This window comes from Micromonospora sp. CPCC 206171 (assembly GCF_036906755.1).
Classification (GTDB): Bacteria; Actinomycetota; Actinomycetes; order Mycobacteriales; family Micromonosporaceae; genus Micromonospora; species Micromonospora purpureochromogenes.
Map to the genome: position 1 here is coordinate 69,783 of NZ_JBAKHT010000012.1, position 23,318 is coordinate 93,100.

The window sequence follows — 23,318 nt, forward strand, 5'->3', positions numbered from 1 at the left end:
GAAAACCCGGCGACCTGCGGTGATGCCGCCACCGGCGGAGTAGCCACCCCGTGTACACACCACGCGTATACTCGGTGTGTATAGTCGCCGGCATGTCCATCGGTCAGACCTTCCTCGGCCTGCTGGAGGAGACTCCCCGGCACGGCTACGACATCAAACGCCTCTACGACGAGCGCTTCGGCCACGCCCGCCCGCTGGCCTACGGCCAGGTCTACGCGACCCTGTCCCGGCTGCTGCGCAGCGGCCTGGTCCAGGTGGAGGCGGTCGAGCCCGGCGAGGGTCCCGAGCGCAAGCGGTACGCGATCACCGAGGCGGGCGTGACCGACGTCGAACGTTGGCTGGCCACGCCGGAGAAGCCCGAGCCCTACCTGCAGAGCACCCTCTACACCAAGGTGGTGCTGGCGCTGCTGACCGACCGCGGCGCCGCCGACCTGCTCGACGTGCAGCGCGCCGAGCACCTGCGGCTGATGCGGGAGCTCACCCGCCGCAAGCGCGACGGCGACCTCGCCGAGCAGCTGATCTGCGACCATGCCCTGTTCCACCTGGAGGCCGACCTGCGCTGGCTCGAGCTGACCGCCGCCCGCCTCGACGAGCTGGCCGCGGAGGTGCGCAGGTGAACCCCACCCCGCTGCTGGCCGCCGAGGACCTGCACCGTCGCTTCGGCGCCACCGTGGCGCTGGCCGGCGCGTCGCTGCGCGTCGACCCCGGCGAGGTGGTCGCCGTGATGGGCTCCTCCGGTTCCGGCAAGTCGACCCTGCTGCACTGCCTCGCCGGCATCGTCCGCCCGGACGGCGGTCGGGTCCGCTACGACGGGCGGGACCTGGCCGAGCTGTCCGACGCCGAGCGCAGCGCCCTGCGCCGGGAGAGCTTCGGGTTCGTGTTCCAGTTCGGCCAACTGGTGCCCGAGCTGACCTGTCTGGAGAACGTGGCGCTGCCGCTGCGGCTGGCCCGGGTCGGCCGCCGGGAGGCCGAGCGCCGGGCGCTGGACTGGCTCACCCGGGTGGAGGTGGCCGAGGTGGCGGGCAAGCGGCCCGCCGAGGTCTCCGGCGGCCAGGGGCAGCGGGTCGCGGTGGCCCGGGCGCTGGTCGGCCGGCCCCGGGTGGTCTTCGCCGACGAGCCGACCGGCGCGCTGGACTCGCTCAACGGCGAACGGGTGATGCGGCTGCTGACCGGGGCCGCCCGGGAGACCGGCGCGGCTGTGGTGCTGGTGACCCACGAGCCGCGGGTGGCCGCGTACTCCGATCGGGAGGTCGTGGTGCGCGACGGCCGCACCCGCGATCTCGAGCCGGTCGCGTGAGCGCGGCCGGACGGATCCGGGGCGCGGCGGCCGACCTGGCGATGGGCGCCCGGATGGCGGTCGGCGGCGGCCGCGACGGGTGGACCCGGGCGGTGCTCACCGCGCTCGGCGTCGGCATCGGCGTGGCGCTGCTGCTGCTCGCCGCGTCGGTGCCGGGCGCGCTCGACGCCCGCGAGGCGCGCGGCGACGCCCGCGACGACCTGCGGATGGGCCAGGAGCTGGCGCCGGCGGCGAACACGCTGCTGCTGGCCACGGCGGACACCGAGTTCCGGGGCCGCCCGGTGCGCGGCCGGCTGGTGCGCCCGGACGGACCCGACGCCCCCGTCCCGCCGGGGCTGACCCGGCTGCCCGCGCCCGGTGAGGCGGTGGTCTCCCCCGCCCTGCGGGAGGTGCTCGACTCCCCCGACGGCGCGCTCTTCGCGCCCCGCCTGGGCGGTGCCCGGGTCACCGACACCATCGCCGACGACGGTCTGGCCGGCCCCGGCGAGCTCGCCTACTACGCCGGCGACGACCGGCTGAGCACCGAGCGGGGCGCCACCCGGCTGGACCGCTTCGGGGGCGGGCTGCCCGGGGAGGGCTTCGGGCCGGTGCTGCTGCTGCTCGTCGCGGTCATCTTCGTGGTACTCCTGCTGCCCATCGCGGTCTTCCTCGGCGCCGCGGTGCGCTTCGGCGGCGAACGTCGCGACCGCCGCCTGGCCGCGCTGCGGCTGGTCGGCGCGGACGCGGTGATGATCCGGCGGATCGCCGCCGGCGAGGCCGCCGCCGGCGCGCTGCTCGGGGTCGCCGTCGGGGGCGCGCTCTTCGCCCTCGGCCGCCAGCTCGTGCCGCTGGTCACCCTCTTCGACCTCAGCGTGTACGCCTCGGACGTCCGCCCGCCGCTGCCGCTGGCGGTGATCGTCGCCGTCGCCGTGCCGGCGCTGGCCGTGCTGGTGTCCATGGTGGCGCTGCGCGCGGTCGTGGTGGAGCCGCTCGGGGTGACCCGGCGCGGCGTGCCGGCACGCCGTCGGCTCTGGTGGCGGCTGCTGCTGCCGGTCGTCGGGCTCGCCCTGCTGTACCCGCTCACCGGCATCCGCGACGACGGCTCCGCCACCACCCGCTACCAGGTGGCGGTCGGCGCCGTGCTGCTGCTCGTCGGCACGGTCACCCTGCTGCCCTGGGCGACGGAGCTGCTGGTCCGCCGGCTGCGGGGCGGGCCGGTCGGCTGGCAGCTCGCGGTGCGACGGATGCAGCTGGACAGCGCCACCTCCGCCCGGCTGGTCAACGGCATCGCCGTGGCGGTGGCCGGCACCATCGGGCTGCAGATGCTCTTCGCCGGGGTGGGCCGGGAGTTCACCACCCCCACCGGGCAGGACACCTCCCGGGCGCAGATCCAGGTGCAGCTGCCGGCCGGCCCGGACACCGCCGGGGCGGTCCGGCGGCTGGTCACCGCCGCCGGGGTCACCGGCGCGAACAGCACCCTCATCACCACCGCGGCCGCGGACGGCGTGGAGAACGCCCTGGTGGAGGTGCGGGTCGGCGACTGCGCCGCGCTGGCCGAGTTCGCCCGGCTCGACCGCTGCGCCGACGGCGACACCTTCCTGGCGCGCGCGCCGGACGGGCCCACCGTCGCACCCCGCGCGACGCTGATCGTCGACGGGACGTCGCGGTGGCGGGTGCCGGCCGACGCTCGCAGCGTCCCGTCCCGGCCCACCCCGGCCGGCTGGGAGCAGAGCGCGGTGCTCATCACCCCGGCCGCGCTGGGCGGCGCGACGCCGGCCGAGCTGCGCGGCGAGGTGTTCCTCCGGCTCGACCCGGACGCGCCGGACGCGGTGGAGCACGTCCGCAACTCCGCCGCGACGATCGACCCGACCATGGCGGTCACCACGCTGACCGCGGTGCGCGAGAGCGATCGGTTCGCCGACGTCCGGCGCGGCCTCTACATCGGCGTGGTGGTCACGCTGCTGCTGATCGCCGCGAGCATGCTCGTGGGCACCCTGGAACAGCTACGGGAACGCCGCCGGCTGCTGGCCATGCTGGTCGCCGTCGGCACCCCCCGTACCACCCTCGGCTGGTCGGTGCTCTGGCAGACCGCGGTGCCCGTGCTGGTCGGGCTGATGCTCGCGGTGGTCTTCGGGCTCGGCCTCGGCGCCGTGCTGCTGCGCATGGTGCAGGCCCCGGTGACGGTGGCGTGGCCCGTCGTCGGGCTCTCCGTCGCGCTCGGCGCGCTGACCGTGCTGCTGGTCACCGGGCTGAGCCTGCCCATGCTGCTCCGGCTGACCCGGCCGGACGGGCTGCGTACCGAGTGACCGCCTCCCCCGGGGCCGCACCGCGCCGCGCGGGCGGCCCCGGGCAGGATGGGGCCATGCGCCTGGTCTCCCTGCTGCCCTCCGCGACCGAGATCGTCTACGCCCTCGGCCTCGGCGGGGACCTGGTCGGGGTGACCTTCGAATGCGAGGTACCGGCCGCCGACCGGGCCGACAAGACCGTGGTCGTCGGCGGCACGGACACCCGGGGCATGGCCCCGGGTGAGATCGACGCGCACGTCCGGGCTCAACTCGCCGCCGGCGCCGACCTCTACACGCTGCACGCCGACGCGCTCGCCGGGCTGGACCCCGAACTGATCCTCACCCAGGACCTGTGCCGGGTCTGCGCCCTGCCCTCCGGGCACGTCGCCGACGCCCTCGACCACCTGGGCTGCCGCGCCGACGTGCTCTCGCTCGACCCGTACACCCTGGACGAGGTGCTAACGAGCATCCTCGCGGTGGGCGATGCCGCCGGCGTACCGGAGCGGGCACGGGCGCTGGTGGACGGTCTGCGCGACCGGCTCGCGGCGGTCGCGGCGGCGGTCGGCGACCGGCCACGGCCCCGGGTGGCGGTGGTGGAGTGGACCGACCCGCCGTTCACCGCCGGGCACTGGATCCCCGACCTGGTACGCGCCGCCGGCGGCGAGCCGGTGGCCACCCGCCCGGGCGCCCGCTCGGTGCAGGTGTCCTGGTCCGAGCTGCGTGCCGCGGCACCGCAGGTCGTACTGGTCACGCCCTGCGGCTTCCGCCTCGACGGCGCGGTCGGCCAGGCCGAGGCGGTGGCGGAGCACTTCCCGGGCACGCCGGTCTGGGCGGTCGACGCCGACGGACTGGTCGTCCGCCCCGGCCCGCGGCTGGTCGACGGTGTCGAGGCGATCGCCGCCGTCCTGCACCCGGACGCGGTGCCCGCCCCGCCCGCCGGCGCGGTGGCCCGGGTGGCCTGACCGCCCGACCGGCGCGACCCAGGTACTCCGGCGGGGGTAACGGCGGGGCCCTCGAGATCAGGTCGCATTTTCCGAGTCTCAGGACGGCGTGTCGTCTCGGGAAATGCGACTGGATCATGGAGATCGGGCAGGGCGGCGGTGGGGCTGTGCGGGCGCGGGGGGGGGGGAACTGGGCGGGCACTTCGTGGGTCCGGCGAAACCCGGTCAGCCCGCCCCGCCCGGACCGGCCGTTGAGGACTGTTACTCCGCTGTTACGCCCCGGTGGGACGGCTGTGGCGGATCGCGCCGACCGTCGTACTCACCGGCCGATCGGGCCGAACGTAACGGCAGGGAGGACACCATGCGATCCACGAGGACACTGGGGGCGGTGGCGACGGTCATGCTCGCCGTCCTGCTCACCGCCACGGCGGCCACCGCGGGAGCGCGGCCCACGACCACCGGCACGCAGGTCGCGCCCCGGGCGGTCACCGGCGCGCCGTACTGCGGGATCACCTGGGGCAGCCTGGAGAAGACGACCGGCCCGCTCAGCAGCGCCCCGCTGACCCAGGTACGTACCGGTCGGCACGACTGCTTCGACCGGGTGGTGTTCGAGTTCGCCGGCCCGGTGAGCGGCTACTCGGTCGCCTACGGCGAGACCTGGACCGAGGGCGAGGGGCTGGCCCTGTCGCCGTACACCGCCGGGGACGCGCTGCTGCGGGTCTCGCTGCGGGCACCGGCGTACGACGACCAGCACGTGGCCACCGTCCCGTACCGGGTCGGCGAGCACGCCGCGAACGTGCTGCGCTACTCGACACTGCGGGACGTCGTCTTCGCCGGCAGCTTCGAGGGCTACACCACCTTCGCCGTCGGGGTGCGGGCCCGGCTGCCGTTCCGGGTGTTCGTGCTCGCCGGCCCCGGCACGCACAGCCGGATCGTGCTCGACGTCGCGCACCAGTGGCAGGAATGACCAGCCGTCGGGGCGGGGGTCCGGCGTCGACCGGCCCCCCGTCACCGGCCGTTGCGGCAGGACCGGCCGATGACCTCCCGGGGCTACCCTGAGGACGTCATGGACGGCCGCGTGCTGCTGGTCGAGGACGATGCCTCCATCAGGGAGGTCACCGCCCTCGGTCTGCGGCGGGCCGGCTTCCGGGTCAGCACCGCGGTCGACGGCCGCGCCGCGCTGGCCGCCTGGCGGGCCCAGCCGGTCGACCTGGTGGTCCTCGACGTGATGCTGCCCGGCCTCGACGGGCTGGAGGTGTGCCGGGAGATCCGGCGCACCAGTGCGGTGCCGATCCTGATGCTCACCGCCCGCACCGACACCATCGACGTGGTCGTCGGGCTGGAGTGCGGCGCGGACGACTACCTGCGCAAGCCGTTCGACCTGCCGGAGCTCGTCGCGCGGGTACGCGCCGGGCTGCGCCGGGCCAGCGCCGTCGTCGAGGAGACCATCCTGACCGTCGGCGGGCTGGAGATCGACCCGAACCGGTTCGTCGTCCGCAAGGCAGGCCGGGAGCTGACCCTGACCGCCACCGAGTTCCGACTGCTGCTGGAGCTGGCCCGCCGGCCCGGCCAGGTGTTCACCCGCGAGCTGCTGCTGGACCGGGTGTGGAACCACTCCCACCTCGGCGACTCCCGACTGGTCGACGTGGCGGTGCAGCGACTGCGCGCCAAGGTGGAGGACGATCCCGCCGAGCCCCGGCTGGTCCGCACGGTGCGCGGTGTCGGCTACAAGCTCGCCACGGCATGACGGGAGGATGGCGCGATGGCCACGGGCGCCGTACCGCCGGGTCGGCTCCGCCGCCGGTTGACGGTGGCGTTCGTCCTCGTCGCCGGGGTCTCCGCCGGGGTGCTCGCCGGCGGGTCCTACCTGATGCTGCGCCAGGCCCGGCTGGACGGCTCGGTGCAGCGGGCGGCGGCCGACGCCCGCTACCAGCTCGTCCTGGCCGGGCAGTTCGTGCCGCTGACCGACACCCGCCGCGCCGAGCTGCTGACCAGCTTCGAGGGCAGCGGCCGGCACGTGCTGCTGGTCGCCGATGACACCCGCGCGTCGCACCCCTCGTACGCCCCCACCCCCGGCCCGCAGCTACGGGCCGCCGTCGCCGACGGTCAGCTCGGCTACGAGCGACTGGACGGCGCCGGTGGACGGCACCTGCTGGTGGTCGGCGGACGGATCCCCGGCTCGACCGCCGAGCTGTACGCGGTCACCGACGAGAGCGACCTGGTCGGCGGGCTGGACCAGCTGCGCACCGCGCTGGCCGTCGGCTGGCTGGCGGTGGTGGCGCTCGCCGCGGGCGTCGGGCACTCCCTGGCCCGGCGCACCCTCGAACCGGTGGGCCGGGCCAGCCGGGCCGCCCGGGCCGTGGCGGAGGGGTTGTTGGCGACCCGGCTGCCGGTGCGCGGCCGGGACGAGTTCAGCGACTGGGCCGCCGCGTTCAACGACATGGCGCAGGCGCTCCAGACGAAGATCGACGACCTGTCCCGGGCCGAGGCCCGGGAGCGGCGGTTCACCGCCGACGTCGCGCACGAGCTGCGTACCCCGGTCACCGCCCTGGTGGCGGCGGCCTCGCTGCTGGCCGACCGGCTCGACACGCTGCCCGACGACTCCCGCCGCGCCGCCGAGCTGCTGGTCGCCGACGTGGTCCGGCTGCGCACGCTGGTCGAGGAGCTGATGGAGATCTCCCGGCTGGACGCCGGCCGGGAGGCGGTCAGTCCGGCGTCGGTGACCGCCCTCGCCCCGCTGCGCGACCTGGTCGCGGCGCACGGCTGGGCCGGCCGGGTCGTCGTCACCGGCGACGAGGCCGTCCTGCGCACCGACCCACGCCGGCTGGAACGGGTGCTGGCCAACCTGGTCGGCAACGCCGTCACGCACGGCCAGGGCGAGGTCCGCGCGAGCGTGACCCGCGCCGGACCGCTGCTCGTGTACGAGGTGAGCGACCAGGGGCCGGGGATCGCCGCCGAGCACCTGCCGCACGTGTTCGACCGCTTCTACAAGGCCGACCCGGCGCGCTCGGGTCGGGGCAGCGGCCTCGGCCTGGCCATCGCCCGGGAGAACGCCCGGCTGCTCGGCGGCCGGCTCACAGTCCGCAGCACCCCCGGCGTCGGCACCACGTTCCAGCTGGCGCTGCCGGTGACCCCGCCCGACGCCGACCCGGAAGGAGAACCGTGAACCGGCTGCCCGCCCTGCTCGCCGCGCTCGCGCTGCTGCTCGCCGGCTGCGGCGACGCCCGCTCGGGCACCCTCGGACCGGCCCCCCGCGCCGCCGCGCCCGGCACCGCCACCGCCCCGGCGACCGCCCCCACCACCCCGCCGAGCAACCCGACCGGCGTCCCCGGGCCGACCGCCACCCGGTCGACCGGGCCGGTAACGCCGCCGCGGACCGGGACGCCGTCGCCGGCCGGCACGGGCACCGTGACGGTGCAGCTCTGGTTCGCCCGGGCCGGGGTGGTGGTGCCGACCCGGCGTACCCGGCCCACCACCGTCGCCACCTCGCGGCTGGCGCTGGCGGAACTGGCCGCCGGACCCACCTCCGCCGAGGCCGCCGCCGGCCTGGCCACCCTGGTACCCGCCGGCGTCGAGATGGTCCGGATAGCCGAGGGCACCGCCACCGTCGCCCCGCCGGAGTCCTTCGCCGACACCGACGCCCGGACGCTGCGGCTGCGCCGGGCGCAGGTGGTCTGGACGCTCACCCAGTTCCCCACCGTGCGCCGGGTGGCCTTCGCCGGTAGCGGCGTCGTGCTGGCCCGCACCGACCTCGCCGACCTGCTGGCGCCGATCGTGGTCACCGAGCCGGCGATCGGCCAGCGGGTCGCCGGGCCGGTCACCGTCGCCGGCACCGCCGACGTGTACGAGGCGACCGTCTCGATCCGGATCCTCGACGGCAGCGGCCGGGTTGTCGGCACCGGCTTCACCACCGCCACCTGCGGCAGCGGCTGCCGGGGCGACTACCGCGGCGGCGTCGCCTACCGCCTGGCGACGGCCGGCCCCGGCACGGTCGAGGTGTACGAGGTCTCGCCCCGCGACGGCTCCCGAACCCACGTGGTGGCCGTGCCGGTCCTGCTGGCCGCCACCGCCTGACTCAGCCACAAAACGGACTCGTTTCCCGACCCCACTGCGACAGATCTCATCGGTCGGTCGTCGCCGGACCCGGGATCGAACCGAGCGGGCCACCGTTATGAGCAGCGGCTGGACCCACGTCCTCCGGCGGGGACCACAGTGGATGGCTGTCGAGACCGAGACGGGATTTGAACCCGTGTGTACGGTTTTGCGGACCGCCCCCTGGCCACTCGGGCACTCGGTCGGGTTGGTGGAGCAGTGCCCCCGGCTGGATTCGAACCAGCGACCCCCAGGTTCGGAACCTGGTGCGCTCTCCACTGCGCCACGGGAGCATGAGCAGCGCGGACGGGATTCGAACCCGCAACGTGTCCCGGGTGAAAGCCGGGCGACTCTCCCACTTCGTCCACCGCGCCATTTCGCGTGCCCGGGGTGCGATTCGAACGCACACTGTCGGTTTCCTGAAAACCGCGCCTCCTGCCTGATTGGGCTACCCGGGCCTGACCATTGATCACCATTCGTGCCCTCGCCGCGATTCGAACGCGGAACCTGCGGCACCTCATGCCGCCGCCTCTTGCCAGTTGGGCCACGAGGGCTCGTGCTGCGAGCGGAAGACTCGAACTTCCAACCTCCCGTTCCAGAGACGGGCGTGCTGCCTGTTGCACCAGCTCGCATGGGTTCCGCTCCCGCGTACGGAATACGGACCGTGCCCCGACCAGGATTCGAACCTGGGCTCTCCCGCTTCGTAGACGGGCGCGCTCTCCGCTGCGCCACCGGGGCGTACGACCGGCGCCTCCCCCCAGGGGCGCCGGCCGTGGCCTAACCCTTCACGCAGACCACCTGCTTGAGGTGCGCCACCACCTCGACCAGGTCGTCCTGCTGCGCCATCACCTTGGTGATGTCCTTGTACGCGCCGGGGATCTCGTCGACCACCCCGGCGTCCTTGCGACACTCCACCCCGGCGGTCTGCCGGACCAGGTCGGCGGTGCTGTACGTCCGCTTCGCCTGCCCCCGCGACATCCGCCGCCCGGCGCCGTGCGACGCCGAGCAGTACGCGTCCGGGTTCCCCTTGCCGCGCACGATGTACGATCCGGTGCCCATCGACCCGGGGATGATGCCCAGGTCCCCCCGACCGGCCCGGATCGCGCCCTTGCGGGTCACCAGCACGTCCACCCCGTCGTAGCTCTCCTCCGCCACGTAGTTGTGGTGGCAGCTGATCGGCTCGCCGTAGGCGACCTGCGGGAACTGCTCCCGGACCACGCCGCAGAGCAGCGCCAGCATGACCGCCCGGTTGCGCCGCGCGTACTCCTGCGCCCACCAGAGGTCCCGACGGTAGGCGTCCATCTCCGGCGTGCCGGCGAGGAACACCGCCAGGTCGCGGTCGGGCAGGTCGGTGTTGTGCGGCAGCTTCCGCGCCACCCCGATGTGCCGCTCGGCGAGTTCCTTGCCGATGTTGCGGGACCCGGAGTGCAGCATCAGCCAGACCTGGCCGGCGTCCGGCCCGCCCTGCTCGACGCAGACCTCGATGAAGTGGTTGCCCCCACCGAGGGTGCCCAGCTGGTGCTGGGCCCGGCTCTCCAGCTGCGCCACCTTGCGGTCCAGCTCGCCGAACCGCTTCCAGAAGGCGTCCCAGCCGGCCTGCTCCAGGCCCCGGATCCGGCGCGGGTCGACCGGGTCGGCCCGCTTGGCGAAACCGACCGGGACGGCCGCCTCGATCGCCGCGCGCAGCGGCGCCAGGTCGTCCGGCAGGTCGGCCGCGGTGAGCGAGGTACGCACCGCGGACATCCCGCAGCCGATGTCCACGCCGACCGCCGCGGGCGAGACGGCCTGCCGCATCGCGATGACGGAGCCGACCGTGGCGCCCTTGCCGAAGTGCACGTCGGGCATGACCGCGACGCCGTGCACCCAGGGCAGCGCGCCGATGTTGCGCAGCTGCTGCGCGGCCTGCGGCTCGATGCCGTACGGGTCGGTCCAGACCCGTACCGGCGCCCGGGTGCCCGGCAGCGGGGTGAATGCCATCGTCTTCTCCTGTGTCGTGGGGGTGCCGCCCCGAGCGGGGCGGCGGAAGGCTCGTGGACCGCCCGGGAATCGAACCCGGCGGGAGTGGCTTGCAAGGCCTCTCTGCGCCCCAGCGCGCAGCCCGTGGGATGGGAGTGTTTCCGAGCGGCTGGCCGGATTCGAACCGGCGATCTTCGCCATGGCGAGGCGACGCGCTACCACTGCGCCACAACCGCGTGTCGTCACTACGTAGGCCGTACGGGGCTCGAACCCGTAACCTCCCGGCTGAGAACCGGGTGAGCTGCCAGCTTGCTCCAACGGCCCGTGCGGGGTGCTGGTCGCACCCCGTGTCGTACCCCCGGCCGACGCGCTCGCGGCGCCGGCCGGGGTTTCTACTCATGCCATCCACTGTGGAGTTGAGAAGAAGCGACGTCGCCGGCGGTGCCGGGACATGAGGCAGGGGTGACAGGACTCGAACCTGCAACCGTCGGGTTTGGAATCCGGTGCTCTTCCGGGTTGAGCTACACCCCTCGGACGGGTGCCGGGTGACGAAAAAGCCGCCCGGTCCCCGGTGGGGTGGGCGGCTGCGCTGTCGCGCTGGCGCTATCCGCGCCGCCACCCTCGCCGCCAACCACACCGGCCCTGGAGCAGGCCCCGGGCTCGTTCGCCCGCGGGCAGCATGGCACCGCCGCGCGGCATGGACCGCGTGGTCTCGGTGCTGGTCTGCTGCTGCACGGCGGGCTCCCCGGAGTGATCGGTGTGGCGTTGCGGCATTGACGGTAGGCGAGGCTTCCGGGCCGCCGCAACGGATATTCCGAGAACTGTTCGGCGGCTGCCGAAGGATTCCGCCGCTACCGTCGCAGCCCGAGGCGAGGAAGGAGACGTCGATGGGGCTGGCGGAGCAGGTGGCGCAGCGCTTCCGGGAGGTCAACGGGGACCATCCGATGACGGCCGCCGACGACGCGTACGTCGACGCGCAGTTCGTCGTCCTCGAGGAGCTCTGCGCGGCGCACGGGCGCGACGTCGACGACGTACGCCGGCTGATGCTGGACCGGCGGTTGCCGCTGCCGGGCTACCTGCGCTCGGACGGCGCGCAGATGGTGCCGGCGGACCTGTTCTCGCTGGCGGACCGGGCGGGCGGGCCGGCGGCGCTGCGGGCCTGGTTCACCGCGCACTGGGCCGACCCGGCGGAGGGCGCGGCGGAGTGGGACGCCTACCTCAGCGGCCGGTACGTGTGCCTGCGGTCGGTGACGCCGGAGACGATCCGGCGCAAGGACGAGCTGACCACGGCGATCCGCGCGGCGGTGGACCGGCCGGAGCCCGGCACCGGGTGGGCGCGACGGCTGCACGCGCTGGTGGACGAGATGGACCGGCTCGAGCCGGCCTTCACCGACTACGACCGGCTGCGCTTCGGCGGCCCGACCTCCCGCGACAGCTGCGTCGACGCGGTGCGGGCGCGCTTTCCCCGCCCGCCGGCCGGCGGGCGCACACCCGGCGTGACCGGCTCAGCGGGGTGATCGCAGAACCTCGTCGCGGACGAGCCGGACGAGGCCGGGCTTCACGGCGGTGGTGGCCACCCCCATCGCCCGGCGGGAGAAGCGCCGCTGGTCCAACTCGCGCAGCATGGCGGCGGCGAGGTCGGCCCGGGCGGTGAACACGCCGTCGGCGCTGCCCTCGGCGACGAGATGGTCGGTGACGGTGGGATGTTCGAAGAGGCCGGACGGGCGCACGATGGTCCAGTCCAGGTCGCTGGCCCGGACCACCTCCTCCATCCGCCGCATGTCCTGGTGCACCTGTCGGACCAGCACCCGATTGACGTACGGGTCGAGGACGTGGTTGAAGAAGAACGCGTTGCTGGGCCGCCAGCCGGGGTCCAGCACGCTGGAGCTGACCACCATCAGCCGCCGTACGCCGTGCCGTCGCATCGCGGTGACGACGGCGGTGGCCGCCGCCGAGTAGGTGGTGACCGGTTTCCGGCTGGGCGTGACGCCGAGCGCGGAGAGCACGGCGTCGGCGCCGGCGACCGCCGGCTCGATCGCGGCGGGGTCGGTGGCGTCGGCGGCCACCACGGTGAGGTGGTCGTGCCGGGGCAGTCCCCGGGGGCGGCGGCTCACGGCCGTGACGTGCTGGCCGGCGGCGAGGGCCTGCCCGGTGAGCTGCCGTCCGGTGGGTCCGCCGGCGCCGATGACGACGATGCGCATGTGTCCACTCCTCCTCCGAGGCCCGGACGGTCCGGGTCGCTCGGTACGCGTTGACACTGCGGGTCCCGGGCGGCATGTTCAACGGTGATGAATAAATCCCGAGGACGTCCACGCGGCAATCCGCCGACCCGCGCCCGGATCGCGGAGGCGGCCCGGACGCTGTTCCTGGAACGGGGCTACCAGGGCACCACGCTGCGGGCGGTGGCCGCCGCGGCCGCCGTCGACCAGGCCCTGGTCAGTTACCACTTCGGTTCCAAGCAGGGCCTGTTCGGCGAGGTGATGCGGGTGCACTGCGCGCAGTCCCGGGCGCTGGCCGACGCGCTGCCGGGCGACCCGGCCGGGCTGGCCGACCGGTTGCTGCAGGCGGTGGTGACCCTGTGGGACGACGCCTCCGCCACGGACGAGCCGGCGCCGGACGACCAACTCCTCGGCCTGGTGCGCGAGTACCTGGACCGGGAGGTGCTGGTCCGGCTCGCTGAATTCCTCGGCGGCCCCGACGCGACCGAGCGCGCCACCGCGGCGGTCACCGTGATCGGCGGGCTGATCTACACGCGGTACCTCCATCCGCTCTCGGCCGCGTCCGGCCTTTCCGCCGCCGACGTCCGGCGGATCCTCGGTCCGGCACTGCGCGCGGCGCTGGCGCCCCGGCACCGGTCCGGCCGTCTCCGGCCGCCCGTCCGTCACCCCTCACCCGTCGATCAGGATCGCTTCGCGAGCATCTCGAGGTAGTGCGGGTTGGTCATCACGCCCAGCACGTTCCCGAACGGGTCCACCACGGATGCCGTGACGAATCCGGCACCGCGCTCCCGGATCGGGTCGTACTCGCGGGCGCCGGCCGCCAGCAACCGGGCCACGGTGGCCGGCAGGTCGTCGACGTGCCAGTGGACGGTCGCCCCGCCCGGGCGGGCCGTCGCGCCGGGCGGGGCGTACCGGCTGTCGATCAGGCCGAGTTCGTGCTGGTGGTCGCCGAGGCGGAACTCGTAGTACCCGGGCCGCCCGTCGGCGCCGGCCCGCTCGAAGTAGGGCTCGACGCCGAGCAGGCCGGCGTACCAGGTCTTTGCGGCCGGCAGGTCCTCGGCCCAGAAGCTGACGGTGGCGATGCCTCGCAGCATGGTCGTTCCTCTCCTCGATCGGTTCCTCGCCAGGAACGCTACGAGGCATCGCGGAAGGTCCCGTGGGCCGGCTCAGCGGACGATCTTGAATTGGAACCTCGGGGTGTTCAGGGTGCCCATCAGCCGCAGCCAGACCGGCAGCAGCATCTCGGCGCCCCGGGCGCCGGTGATGTCGCCGAGATCGATGACGTCGGTGTGCCCGAAGCCCTCCAGCAGCCCGGTCACGGTCCGCTTGGCGCCCGCGTCGTTGCCGGCGACGAAGACGGTGTGCTCGCCGCCGGCGAGCGCCTTCGGGTCGACCATCAGCTCGGCGGTGAGGGTGTTGAGGCCCTTCACCACCTTCAGCTCGGGGTACGCGGCCTGGATCCGCTCGCCGAGGGAGTCGGTGTCGGAGACGAACAGGCTGGGCGGGAACCCTCGGGAGAAGTCGAGCGGGTTCGAGATGTCGAGCAGCACCTTGCCGGCCAGGTGCTCCGCGCCGGCGGCGGCGAGCGCGTCCAGCGATACCGCGCCGGAGGTGGCGTTGACGACCAGCTCGGCGCCGGCGACCGCGTCGGCGAAGGTGGCCAGGTCGACCCGCGGGTGGGCCTGCGCCCACCGGGAGTAGGGCGGGTTGCCCATGCCGTCGGGGTCGGTGCGGGCGAGGGTGGCGGCGACGTCCCTCGTGCCGACCGTGACCTCGTGGCCGAGCTGCGCCAGCCGTCCCGCCAGGGCCTGCCCGACCATGCCGGTGCCCAGTACCGCGATCTTCATCGTGCGCTCCTGCCGTCGTCGGAAAGCCGGTCCATCCGGCCGCTGACGAAGCTAACAGACAGGTCTGTCTACCGGCAATGGCCTTGGGAAGATACGCCATTCCCCACCACACCGGGTCGGGTGGGCAGACCAGTCGGTATGCTGGCTGACCACAGCGACGGAGGTGTGGTGACGATGGCAGCGACCGGCCCGACGACAGGGCCCCGGCAGGGCGCGCGCGACCGCATCCTGGACACCGCGTTCCGGCTCTTCTACGCCCACGGCCCGCGCGGCGTCGGGGTGGACACGGTGATCGCCGAGTCCGGGGTGGCCAAGGCGACCCTCTACAAGCACTTCCCGCGCAAGGACGACCTCGTCCTGGCGTACCTCGACAAGGTGGATCAGGCCTGGTTCGGCGCGCTGCGCGCCGCCGCCCGGGAGGCCGGCGACGACCCCCGCGACCAGCTGGTCGGAATGTTCGACGCGCTGGGCTCGGCGTGCCGGCGGGAGGGGTACCACGGCTGCGCCTTCATCAACACTGCCGCGGAGAGCGCACCCGGCAGCGACGTGCACGCCCGCACCGTGGAGCACAAGGCCGTGGTCCGGGCCTGGGTCACCGACCTGGCCCGCCGGGCCGGCGCCGCCCAACCCGACCGGCTGGCCCGGCAGCTGACCCTGCTGCTCGACGGTGGGCTGGCCGCCGGGGTGCTCGACGCCGACCCCGCCACGCCGGCGGCGGCCCGCGCCGCCGCCGAGGCCGTCGTCGCGGCCGCCTGCCCGCCGCGTCGAGCCGGCTGAGCGGGCCGACCGCGGCGCCGACCGCCACCGGGCCGACGGCCCGGCACGCCGGGCGACGGCGGTGGAACGGCCGACGGTGGCGCGTAGCATCCACGCCCATGGCGCGGATCCGCTGTGACTTCTTCTCCGAGGCGCTGGGCATGGGGACGTCGATGACAGTGCTCCTACCGGAGCGCACCTCGACGCAGATCGGCATGGCCGGCGCCGCCCCGGCCGGCGATCCGCCGGTGCTCTACCTGCTGCACGGCCTGACCGACGACGACACCATCTGGACCCGGCGCACCGCGATCGAGCGGTACGTCGCACCGCTCGGCCTGGCCGTGGTGATGCCCCAGGCGGGGCGGAGCTTCTACGCCGACGAGGAACACGGCAACCGCTACTGGACGTTCCTCACCGAGGAGTTGCCGCAGGTGTGCCAATCGTTCTTCCGGCTCTCCGAGCGCCGGGAGGACACCTTCGTCGCCGGCCTGTCGATGGGCGGGTATGGCGCGGTGAAGTGGGCGCTGCGCCGACCGGACCGGTTCGCCGCCGCCGCGAGCCTCTCGGGCGCACTGGACGTGGCCCGCCGGCGCGACCATCCGACCCGGCCGGTCGACCCGGCCGTGTGGCACACCGTCTGGGGCGACCGGGACGTGCCGGGCGGCGACGACGACACGGTGGCGCTGCTCGGCCGGGCCGGCGCCGACCTGCCGGCGCTCTACGTCGCCTGCGGCACCGAGGACTTCCTCCACGAGGACAATGTCCGCTTCGTCGAGGCGGCACGGGCCCGGGACGTCCCGGTCACTGTGGACTTCTCCCCCGGCGACCACGACTGGGCGTACTGGGACGACAAGATCCGCGACGTGCTGGCCTGGCTGCCGCTGCCCGGCGCGGAACCGACCGGTGCCGAGGCCCCGCCGGCGGGCAGCGCCCGACACTGAGCCGGGACGCCGCACCGGCGGCGGGGCCGCAGGGCCATCACGCCCCGACGGAGCCGTCGATGCCCTCGCGGAGGAAGTCGGCGTGGCCGTTGTGCCGGGCGTACTCGTGGATCATGTGCAGCATCACCAGCCGCAGCGAGACGTCCTCACCCCACCGCGCCTGGTGCCCGGTGACGTCGAGGGACTCGGCCTCCCGCTCGATCCGGCGGGCGTGCTCCACCTCCCGCTGCCACACCTCGAACGCATCCGCACCGGTCGAGCCGGTCGGGTCGTACGCCTCCTGGAAGTCGCCGGTCGCCGACCAGATCAGCGGCACGTCCTCGGCGTCGATCACCCGCCGGAACCAGGTCCGCTCCACCTCGGCCATGTGCCGCAGCAGGCCGAGCAGGGTCAGCGTCGAGGGCGGCATGGACCGACGCCGCAGTTCCTCGTCGGACAGCCCATGGCACTTCATCACCAGGGTCGCCCGGTGGAAGTCGAGGAACGCGCGCAGCGTCTCCCGCTCCCCGGCGCGCAGCGGCGGGCCGATCCGTTCCATCTCCACAAGGGCTCCTCGGACGCGGTCGACGGGACGGCGGTGACCGGCCGTCGAGGGTTGGCAGGGGTCGGCGGGAAGCCTAGTCTCAGCGGATCGATCCGCCCTCGAAGGGATCATGGGATGCCTCCCCACCTCACCCGATCCGCGCTGGTCGCCTCGGCGGTCACCACGGTGCTGGTCGCCGGCGGCACGACCGCCTCGGCCGCCGGCGACCCCTACGACCACACCGCCACCGCGACGGTCTTCGCACCCAACCCGGTGCAGCAGCTCGGCGACCAGTCGCTGACCGACCAGAAGGACGCCGACTACGCCGCGCTGGCCGGGGCGTACCGGTCGGTGACGCTGACCAACCTGGACTCGTCCGGCACCCTCACCGGCCGGTACGTGGTGGTCAAGAGCAAGACCGGCACGCCCGCCCGCGCCGTGGCCGGCGGTTACCCGGCCTGGCACCGCGACGCCGACCAGTTCGAGCAGGTGATGGGCTACCACTGGGTGAACACGGCCCAGGCGTACCTGCAGTCGCTGGGCTTCGGCGGCACGCTGCGCCCGGTCAACCAGCGGCAGATCGAGCTGCGCATCGACCAGTTCGGCGGCGACAACTCGTTCTTCCGCGAGGACAAGGCAAACATCACGCTGGGCAAGGGCGGGGTCGACGACGCCGAGGACGCCGAGGTGATCGTCCACGAGTACGGCCACTCGGTGCAGGACGGGCAGGTGCCGGGCTTCGGCACCACACTGGAGTCGGGCTCGATCGGCGAGGGCTTCTCCGACTACCTGGCCGTGGTGGTGACCAGCTGGGCCACCGGCACCCCGACCCGCACCCCGGAAGCCTGCGTGGCCGACTGGGACGCGGTCTCCTACACCCGTACCGCGCCGCACTGCCTGCGTCGGCTCGACGAGGCGAAGGTCTACCCGGGCGACGTGCAGGGCGAGGTGCACGCCGACGGCGAGATCTGGTCCGCGGCGCTGTGGGACATCCGCGCCGCCCTGGGTGACCGCCGCGCCAGCACCGCCATCGTCGAGGCACAGTTCGACTTCGCCGCCGACACCACGTTCCGGGACGCGGCGCTGGCCACCGTCGCCGCCGCCGGGCGCCTGCACGGCGCGTTCGCCGCCGCGGCGACCCGCGCGGCCTTCGAGGCCCGCGGCATCCTCTGAGCCGACCGGCCGGGGCGTCCGTCGAGGCGCCCCGGCCCGGGCTCACCGCGGTCGCAGCGACGACACCGCCACCGGGAAGTCGAAGTACCTGTCCCGGTACGGCTCGTCGGCGTACCGGTAGTGCCACCACTCCCGGTCGTAGTTGACGAAGCCGGCCTGCTCCATCAGCCGGCGCAGCAACTGCCGGTTCTGTCGGGGCGTGCCGGTGATCCGCGGGTCGTCGGTGTGGGCCCGGGGGTCGAAGCAGTCGAAGCCGGTGCCCATGTCGACGCCGCCGTCGGCGAAGCGTTGACCGGCCGGCGCGGTGCAGGCCACCAGCGGCTGCCCCGGGCGGTACGGGGCCCCGGGCGACGCCGGCACCGGCTCCAGGGTCAGGTCGAGGGTGCTGCCGCTGCTGTGCGAGGTGGGCGAGCCGATGTAGCCCTCGTCGAAGAGTTTCGACTTGGCGACGTGGGGATAGAACTCGGCCTTCGTCTTCTCATCGGCGGGGTCCTTCGCCCAGCGGACGAAGTCGTCGGCCGCCCGCTGGGGTCGGTAGCAGTCGTACACCCGCAGGCTGCGGCTCTGGTCACGGGCGGCGGCCTGCACCCGGCGCAACGCCTCGGCCGCGGTGCGGGTGAGCAGGCAGAGCGGTTCGCGGTAGCCGTCGACCGGCCGGCCCACGAAGTTGTGCGCGGTGGCGTACCGGATGTCCACCGTGATGCTCGGGTCGACCTCGGAGAGCAGCACGAAGTCGGCCGGGGCGGGTGAGCCGCTCGGCGACGGCGTGACCGCGCTGGGCCGCGGTGCCGGGCCGGGAGGTCGCTGGCAGCCGGCGACCGCCGCCACCGCCAGCAGCAGGGCCAGCGCCCGGGCGACCCGCCGCGCGCCGGACGGCGGCACCGCGCCGGGCCGCTCCCGGCCCGCGGGTGTCACCGCGCGGGTGCCGGCCCGGGCGGGGGTCACGCCCGGCGTCCCGCGGCCGCTCGTCGGCGACGCCGCCCGGCCAGCGCGCCGACGACCGTCGCCCCGAGCAGCAGCAGCGCCGCTCCGGCGAGCGGCCCGGGCCGCGCCCACCGGGGTCCGAGCGGGTCCACCCGCGCCGGTCCGCCCGCCGCGGCCAGCGGCGGCGGGGTGGCGGTGGCGGTGGGCGGCGGCGCGGCCAGCTCACCGGGGCGGACCAGCCGGCCGACGGCGGCGGCCCGGGGCAGCGCGAAGCCCCAGTCCAGCAGCGCGGCGCCCTGCTCCCAGCCGCGCCGGTCGGTCGCCTCCGCGCCGAGCAGGGTCACCACCAGCCGCCGCCCGTTGCGCTCCGCGGCGCCGACGTAGGTGTGCCGGGCCAGGTCGGTGTAGCCGGTCTTGCCGCCGAGCGCGCCCGGATAGCGGTAGAGCAGCTGGTTGTCGTTCTGGATCTGGAACGCCTTCTCCCGCAGCGCCGGCTGCGCGGGCACCACCGCCTCACGGGTGGCGTCGTAGCGGCGGAAGTTGGCGTCGGCGAAGCAGGCCCGGGCGATCAGGGCCAGGTCGTAGGCGCTGGTGAACTGGCCGGGCCCGTCCAGCCCGGACGGGGTCACCGCGTGGGTCTGCAACGCGCCCAGGCGGTGGGCCTCCGCGTTCATCGCCCGGATGCCGCCGGCCTGCCCGTCGGGGCCGCCGCCGAGCCGGGCGAGCGCATTGGCCGCCTCGTTGCCGGACTTCAGCAGCAGCCCCAGCCAGATCGTCTCGATCCGGTAGCGACCGCCCTCGACCAGGCCCACCGCGGAGCTGCCCGGTTCGATGTCGAGGTCCCCGGCGGTCATGGTGACGACCTGCCGGGGGTCGAGTCGGGGCAGCATGGTGGCGGCGAGCAGCAGCTTCTGCACGCTCGCCGGGGTGGCGTACTCGTGGGGCCCGCAGCCGCCGAGCACGGCGCCGCTGTCCAGGTCCGCGACCAGCCAGGAGGTCGCCGGCACGGCCGGCGGCGCGGGCGACCCGGCGGGAGTCACCAGGCCCGGGGTGGCCAGGGCGGCCCCGCCGACGGCCCGCTGCGCCGGGTCCGCCCGGGGTGGCGTCGGCCGGGGCGGCCGGGACACCGACGGTACGGGCGGGCACGGGCCGGTCGTGACGGCGCCGGTCCCGGTGGTGTCGGGAGCGGTGCGGGCGGGGGCGGCGACGGCCGGGGTGCCGGCCGGCGACAGCAGGACGGCGGCGACGGCGGCGACGGCGGCGACGATCCGACTGGTGGTTCTCACTCTGTCGCAGGGTAGTGAGGCGCGGCGGTCCGCTCCCCCCTTCCGCGGAATCACCGCCGGCGGGCGGGGCCGGGCCGCTAGGATCCCGACCCCGCCGCGTCCGGGTCAGTGCCGCCGGGCGACCTTGCAGATCTCCACCGGCTCGGCGGGCGCGCCGTCGACCGGCGCCGGGTCCTCCGGGGTGGGCGCGATCCCGGCGGCGGCGATCCGGTCGAGGGTGGCGAGACCGGCCGCGTCGACCGAGCCGAAGACCGTGTAGTTGGGGCGCAGCGCCGAGTCGGCCTGCACCAGGAAGAACTGGCTGCCGTTGGTGTCCGGCCCGGCGTTGGCCATGGCCAGGGTGCCGCGGGCGTAGAGCCGGCGCACGCCGGTCGGGTCGGTCGGCGCCGGCGGCAGGTCGGTGGGCAGCTCGTCGGCGTACCGGTAGCCGGGGCCGCCCTCGCCGGTGCCGGACGGGTCACCGCACTGGAGCACCTTGAGCGTCGGGTACGCGGTCAGCCGGTGGCAGGGCGTGCGGTCGTAGAACCGGTGCCGGGCCAGGTGCAGGAAGCTCTGCACGGTGCACGGGGCCTGCTCCCGGTCCAGGGTCAGCCCGATCGGGCCCTGGTTGGTGCGCAGGGTGACCCGCACGGTGCCCCGATCCGGCGTTCGCCGGGGGTCCGGGGGCAACGGCACCGGCCGGGCCGCGGGCTCGTCGGGCGTCTCGGTGTACGCGCACGGCCCGTTGGTCGTCCGCGGCGGCGCGGACGCGTCGGCACCCGGCGCGGCGACCGCGGCGGTGCCGCCGGCGACCACCAGCGCGGCCGAGGCCAGCGTCACGCCGGCGAGGCGGCGCAGCGTCGGGGCCACGGACAGCCGCGGCGGGGTGGCGGGCGGTCGGGGTTCGCTCGACACGTGGGGTCCTCCCTGGACTCGTGGTACCAGAAAGACCGGAGTCTATGGAGGTGTCGGCCGGTTGTCGACGCCGGTCAATCCCACTGGACCGCGCGCCGACGGGGCCGACGACGGCGTCGCCCGACCGCCAGCAGCGCGGCGAGCAGCCCGACCAGCCCGGCCGAGCCGCCGACCACCGCCCCGCCGAGCCACTCCGGGGCGCCACCGGACGACCGGCCGGCGGCCACGGCCGCTCCGGCGTCCGGGCCCGCCGACGGGGTCGCCGCGACGCCGTCCCCGGTGACCTCCCCCGGCTGCACCAGCCGGCCCACCGAGGAGTCCGGCGGCAGCGAGAAGCCCCAGTCGAGCAGCCGGGCGCCCTGCTCCCAGGCCCGTACCGGCCGTCGTTCGGCGCCCAGCAGGGTGACCACCAGCCGCCGGCCGTTGCGCTCGGCGGCGCCGACGTAGGTGTGCCGGGCCAGGTCGGTGAAGCCGGTCTTGCCACCGAGCGCACCCGGGTAGCCGTAGATCAGCGGGTTCTCGTTCTGGATCTGGAAGCCGCCCTTGCGCAGGCCGGGCTGGGCGGGGATCTGGGCGCGTTCGGTCAGCGCGTACCGCCGGAAGGTGGGGTTGGCGAAGCAGACCCGGGCGATCAGCGCCAGGTCGTAGGCGCTGGTGAACTGGCCGGGGCCGTCCAGGCCGGAGGGGGTCACCGCGTGGGTCTGCAAGGCGCCGAGCCGGCGCGCCTCGGCGTTCATCTCCCGTACCCCGGCCTCCGCGCTGCCGGCGCCGAGCCGGGCCAGCAGGTTCGCCGCCTCGTTGCCGGACTGGAGCAGCAGCCCGAGCCAGACCGTCTCCACCGGGTACCGGCCGCCCACCAGCAGGCCGACTGCGGAGCTGCCGGGCTCGATGTCCAGGTCCTCGCGGGTCACCGTGGCCACCTGCTTCGGGTCCAGCTTCGGCAGCATGGTGGCGGCCAGCAGCAGCTTCTGCACGCTGGCCGGGGTGGCGTACTCGTGCGGGCCGCAGCCACCGAGCACCGCGCCGCTGTCCAGGTCCGCGACCAGCCAGGAGGTCGCGGTGACCGGCGGCGGCGCGGGCGTGCCGGGCGGCACGACCAGGCCGGCGGTGGCCAGCGCCTCCCCGCCCACCGCGCGGTGCGCGGGCACCGGTTCCGGTGGGGTCGGGCGGGGCGGCCGGGTCACCGCCGGCGTCGGCAGCTTCGGGCAGGGCGCGGTCACGCCGGGAGCCAGGGCTGTCGGCGGCGCGGCGTCCACCGGGACGGCGGTCCCGGTGCTGAGGAGTACGGCGACGGTGGCGGCGGCCAGGACCCGGGCTCTCATGGTCAGGCACCATACCGAGGCCGGCCGGCGGGCCCGGCAGGCCTCACCCGGGCAGCCCGGAGCCGGCGAGCCCGATCTCGGCGAGGTAGTCGTACAGGGTGGCCGAGGCGCGCAGCCGCCGCAGGCTGCGCCGGTGCAGGTCCTGCTCGCGCCGGGCCAGCTCGGCGTGCACCCGCTGGGGCCGGCCGCTGGTGCGCATCTCGTCGAGGACCGCCGTCACGATCTCGAACGGGTAGCCGCCCCGGCGCAGCAGCGCCACCACCTGCGCGGCGCGCAGCTCCGCCGCGTCGTACAGCCGGTAGCTCGTGCCCGGTTCGCGCGCCGGCCGCAGCAACCCCCGCTCCTCCCACAGCCGGAGCTGGGAGGTGCGGACGCCGACCAGGTCCGCGACCTCGCCGATCCGGGCGCCGCGCCGGGGCGCGGGCACCACGACCGGCGGGCTGACCACCACCGTCTCGAAGGCACCGAGGACCCGGCGGATCTCGGTCCGCTCTCGGTCCAGTTCGGCGTGGCCGGCGTCCAGCGCCGTCAGCGCCGCCGCCAGGTCGCCCCGGTGGACCGCGAGCATCACCTCCCGGGTACGCGCCCAGCCGTGCCCCTCGGCCATCCGGCGCAGCACGGCGAGCGCGCGCACGTGCGCGACGGTGAGCACCCGGTAGCCGCTCGGGGTGCGCTCGACCGGTGGCAGGACTCCCTCGTCGAGATAGTTGCGCACCTGCTGGGTGGAGATCCCGGCGGTGGCCGCGACATCGACCACCCGTAACCGCCCGTCCTTCACGGGGTTCACCCTATCGCCTGCCACGTCGTTTGAGACTTTCCGTCCCACATCGCGCGGCATCACTCGCGAAACCGACGTCAAAGATTACACAGGAACTTCAATGAG

Annotated in this window: 23 protein-coding genes and 10 tRNA genes; 13 read left to right on the forward strand and 20 right to left on the reverse strand. The window is 74.9% G+C overall.

All coding sequences use genetic code 11. From position 1 onward, the window contains the following. Nucleotides 1-92: 92 nt before the first annotated feature. The 8 genes from V6U89_RS15965 (at nt 93) to V6U89_RS16000 (ending at nt 8,576) form a co-directional block, all read left to right on the forward strand. Nucleotides 93-617 (forward strand): PadR family transcriptional regulator, encoded by a 525-nt coding sequence (locus tag V6U89_RS15965; RefSeq protein ID WP_334571947.1) that lies wholly within the window; start codon nt 93-95, stop codon nt 615-617. After that, the gene (locus tag V6U89_RS15970; RefSeq protein WP_334571948.1) at nt 614-1,297 is read left to right on the forward strand and encodes an ABC transporter ATP-binding protein; all 684 of its coding nucleotides are present in this window, start codon (nt 614-616) and stop codon (nt 1,295-1,297) included. The genes V6U89_RS15965 and V6U89_RS15970 overlap by 4 nt, the downstream gene beginning before the upstream one ends. After that, on the forward strand, nt 1,294-3,582 hold the full coding sequence (locus V6U89_RS15975) for an ABC transporter permease (protein WP_334571949.1): 2,289 nt from the start codon (nt 1,294-1,296) through the stop codon (nt 3,580-3,582). The genes V6U89_RS15970 and V6U89_RS15975 overlap by 4 nt, the downstream gene beginning before the upstream one ends. Before the next feature lie 56 nt (nt 3,583-3,638). Next, on the forward strand, nt 3,639-4,523 hold the full coding sequence (locus V6U89_RS15980) for an ABC transporter substrate-binding protein (protein WP_334571950.1): 885 nt from the start codon (nt 3,639-3,641) through the stop codon (nt 4,521-4,523). A gap of 340 nt (nt 4,524-4,863) precedes the next feature. Further along, complete coding sequence (locus V6U89_RS15985; RefSeq protein ID WP_334571951.1) at nt 4,864-5,469, forward strand: AMIN-like domain-containing (lipo)protein; 606 nt, start codon at nt 4,864-4,866, stop codon at nt 5,467-5,469. A gap of 99 nt (nt 5,470-5,568) precedes the next feature. Next, on the forward strand, nt 5,569-6,249 hold the full coding sequence (locus V6U89_RS15990) for a response regulator transcription factor (protein WP_210775238.1): 681 nt from the start codon (nt 5,569-5,571) through the stop codon (nt 6,247-6,249). A gap of 15 nt (nt 6,250-6,264) precedes the next feature. Beyond that, nucleotides 6,265-7,668 carry an ATP-binding protein gene (locus V6U89_RS15995; protein WP_334571953.1) on the forward strand — a complete coding sequence of 468 codons (1,404 nt, stop codon included), beginning with the start codon at nt 6,265-6,267 and terminating at the stop codon, nt 7,666-7,668. Beyond that, nucleotides 7,665-8,576 carry a Gmad2 immunoglobulin-like domain-containing protein gene (locus tag V6U89_RS16000; RefSeq protein ID WP_334571954.1) on the forward strand — a complete coding sequence of 304 codons (912 nt, stop codon included), beginning with the start codon at nt 7,665-7,667 and terminating at the stop codon, nt 8,574-8,576. The genes V6U89_RS15995 and V6U89_RS16000 overlap by 4 nt, the downstream gene beginning before the upstream one ends. A gap of 152 nt (nt 8,577-8,728) precedes the next feature. On the opposite strand, the gene V6U89_RS16005 is transcribed toward V6U89_RS16000, so the two are convergent. The 11 genes from V6U89_RS16005 to V6U89_RS16055 all read right to left on the reverse strand — a co-directional run bounded on the left by V6U89_RS16005 (nt 8,729) and on the right by V6U89_RS16055 (nt 11,081). Then, a tRNA-Cys gene (locus V6U89_RS16005) sits at nt 8,729-8,799 on the reverse strand. Nucleotides 8,800-8,814: 15 nt separating this feature from the next. Then, nucleotides 8,815-8,887, reverse strand: a tRNA-Arg gene (locus tag V6U89_RS16010). Nucleotides 8,888-8,892: 5 nt separating this feature from the next. Next, nucleotides 8,893-8,968, reverse strand: a tRNA-Glu gene (locus tag V6U89_RS16015). A gap of 8 nt (nt 8,969-8,976) precedes the next feature. Next, nucleotides 8,977-9,052 (reverse strand) — tRNA-Leu (locus V6U89_RS16020). Between the two features lie 21 nt (nt 9,053-9,073). Next, nucleotides 9,074-9,148, reverse strand: a tRNA-Leu gene (locus tag V6U89_RS16025). 5 nt (nt 9,149-9,153) lie between these two features. Continuing rightward, nucleotides 9,154-9,226 (reverse strand) — tRNA-Gln (locus tag V6U89_RS16030). Between the two features lie 33 nt (nt 9,227-9,259). Beyond that, nucleotides 9,260-9,332, reverse strand: a tRNA-Arg gene (locus tag V6U89_RS16035). Nucleotides 9,333-9,371: 39 nt separating this feature from the next. Further along, nucleotides 9,372-10,571, reverse strand: coding sequence for an RtcB family protein (locus tag V6U89_RS16040; RefSeq protein WP_334571955.1), 1,200 nt, complete (start codon nt 10,569-10,571; stop codon nt 9,372-9,374). A 143-nt stretch (nt 10,572-10,714) separates the two neighbouring features. Further along, nucleotides 10,715-10,786 (reverse strand) — tRNA-Gly (locus V6U89_RS16045). 14 nt (nt 10,787-10,800) lie between these two features. Further along, a tRNA-Glu gene (locus V6U89_RS16050) sits at nt 10,801-10,874 on the reverse strand. A 133-nt stretch (nt 10,875-11,007) separates the two neighbouring features. Continuing rightward, a tRNA-Trp gene (locus V6U89_RS16055) sits at nt 11,008-11,081 on the reverse strand. A gap of 356 nt (nt 11,082-11,437) precedes the next feature. Between V6U89_RS16055 and V6U89_RS16060 the strand changes: the two genes are divergently transcribed. Continuing rightward, entirely contained in the window at nt 11,438-12,067 is a 630-nt protein-coding gene (locus V6U89_RS16060) for a DUF6058 family natural product biosynthesis protein (protein ID WP_334571956.1), read from the forward strand. Here V6U89_RS16060 and V6U89_RS16065 read toward each other — a convergent pair. Continuing rightward, nucleotides 12,056-12,751 carry an NAD(P)-dependent oxidoreductase gene (locus tag V6U89_RS16065; protein WP_334571957.1) on the reverse strand — a complete coding sequence of 232 codons (696 nt, stop codon included), beginning with the start codon at nt 12,749-12,751 and terminating at the stop codon, nt 12,056-12,058. The two genes, V6U89_RS16060 and V6U89_RS16065, sit on opposite strands and share 12 nt — an antisense overlap. Nucleotides 12,752-12,838: 87 nt before the next feature. Here V6U89_RS16065 and V6U89_RS16070 point away from each other — a divergent pair, with 87 nt between their 5' ends. After that, nucleotides 12,839-13,480 carry a TetR family transcriptional regulator gene (locus V6U89_RS16070; RefSeq protein ID WP_334571958.1) on the forward strand — a complete coding sequence of 214 codons (642 nt, stop codon included), beginning with the start codon at nt 12,839-12,841 and terminating at the stop codon, nt 13,478-13,480. On the opposite strand, the gene V6U89_RS16075 is transcribed toward V6U89_RS16070, so the two are convergent. Both V6U89_RS16075 and V6U89_RS16080 read right to left on the reverse strand, forming a co-directional pair. Then, complete coding sequence (locus V6U89_RS16075) at nt 13,450-13,863, reverse strand: VOC family protein (protein WP_334571959.1); 414 nt, start codon at nt 13,861-13,863, stop codon at nt 13,450-13,452. The genes V6U89_RS16070 and V6U89_RS16075 overlap by 31 nt on opposite strands. Before the next feature lie 72 nt (nt 13,864-13,935). Next, on the reverse strand, nt 13,936-14,616 hold the full coding sequence (locus tag V6U89_RS16080; protein WP_334571960.1) for an NADPH-dependent F420 reductase: 681 nt from the start codon (nt 14,614-14,616) through the stop codon (nt 13,936-13,938). A 174-nt stretch (nt 14,617-14,790) separates the two neighbouring features. Here V6U89_RS16080 and V6U89_RS16085 point away from each other — a divergent pair, with 174 nt between their 5' ends. Then, entirely contained in the window at nt 14,791-15,393 is a 603-nt protein-coding gene (locus V6U89_RS16085) for a TetR/AcrR family transcriptional regulator (RefSeq protein WP_334572044.1), read from the forward strand. Between the two features lie 98 nt (nt 15,394-15,491). Continuing rightward, on the forward strand, nt 15,492-16,313 hold the full coding sequence (locus V6U89_RS16090) for an alpha/beta hydrolase (protein ID WP_334571961.1): 822 nt from the start codon (nt 15,492-15,494) through the stop codon (nt 16,311-16,313). 37 nt (nt 16,314-16,350) lie between these two features. Here V6U89_RS16090 and V6U89_RS16095 read toward each other — a convergent pair whose 3' ends face one another. Continuing rightward, nucleotides 16,351-16,851, reverse strand: a complete 501-nt coding sequence (locus tag V6U89_RS16095; protein WP_334572045.1) for a DinB family protein — start codon at nt 16,849-16,851, stop codon at nt 16,351-16,353. A gap of 120 nt (nt 16,852-16,971) precedes the next feature. Here V6U89_RS16095 and V6U89_RS16100 point away from each other — a divergent pair, with 120 nt between their 5' ends. Further along, nucleotides 16,972-18,009 carry a M36 family metallopeptidase gene (locus V6U89_RS16100; protein ID WP_334571962.1) on the forward strand — a complete coding sequence of 346 codons (1,038 nt, stop codon included), beginning with the start codon at nt 16,972-16,974 and terminating at the stop codon, nt 18,007-18,009. 42 nt (nt 18,010-18,051) lie between these two features. Here V6U89_RS16100 and V6U89_RS16105 read toward each other — a convergent pair whose 3' ends face one another. From V6U89_RS16105 to V6U89_RS16125, 5 genes are all read right to left on the reverse strand, one after another. Then, nucleotides 18,052-18,954, reverse strand: coding sequence for a M15 family metallopeptidase (locus tag V6U89_RS16105; protein WP_334571963.1), 903 nt, complete (start codon nt 18,952-18,954; stop codon nt 18,052-18,054). Further along, entirely contained in the window at nt 18,951-20,219 is a 1,269-nt protein-coding gene (locus V6U89_RS16110; RefSeq protein WP_334571964.1) for a D-alanyl-D-alanine carboxypeptidase family protein, read from the reverse strand. Before V6U89_RS16110 ends, V6U89_RS16105 begins: the two co-directional genes overlap by 4 nt. 105 nt (nt 20,220-20,324) lie before the next feature. Further along, nucleotides 20,325-21,113, reverse strand: coding sequence for a peptidylprolyl isomerase (locus V6U89_RS16115; protein WP_334571965.1), 789 nt, complete (start codon nt 21,111-21,113; stop codon nt 20,325-20,327). Between the two features lie 74 nt (nt 21,114-21,187). Beyond that, a complete protein-coding gene (locus V6U89_RS16120) occupies nt 21,188-22,435 on the reverse strand; it encodes a D-alanyl-D-alanine carboxypeptidase family protein (RefSeq protein ID WP_334571966.1) in 1,248 nt (415 codons plus the stop codon). A 43-nt stretch (nt 22,436-22,478) separates the two neighbouring features. Further along, the gene (locus V6U89_RS16125; protein ID WP_334571967.1) at nt 22,479-23,213 is read right to left on the reverse strand and encodes a MerR family transcriptional regulator; all 735 of its coding nucleotides are present in this window, start codon (nt 23,211-23,213) and stop codon (nt 22,479-22,481) included. Nucleotides 23,214-23,318 lie beyond the last annotated feature (105 nt).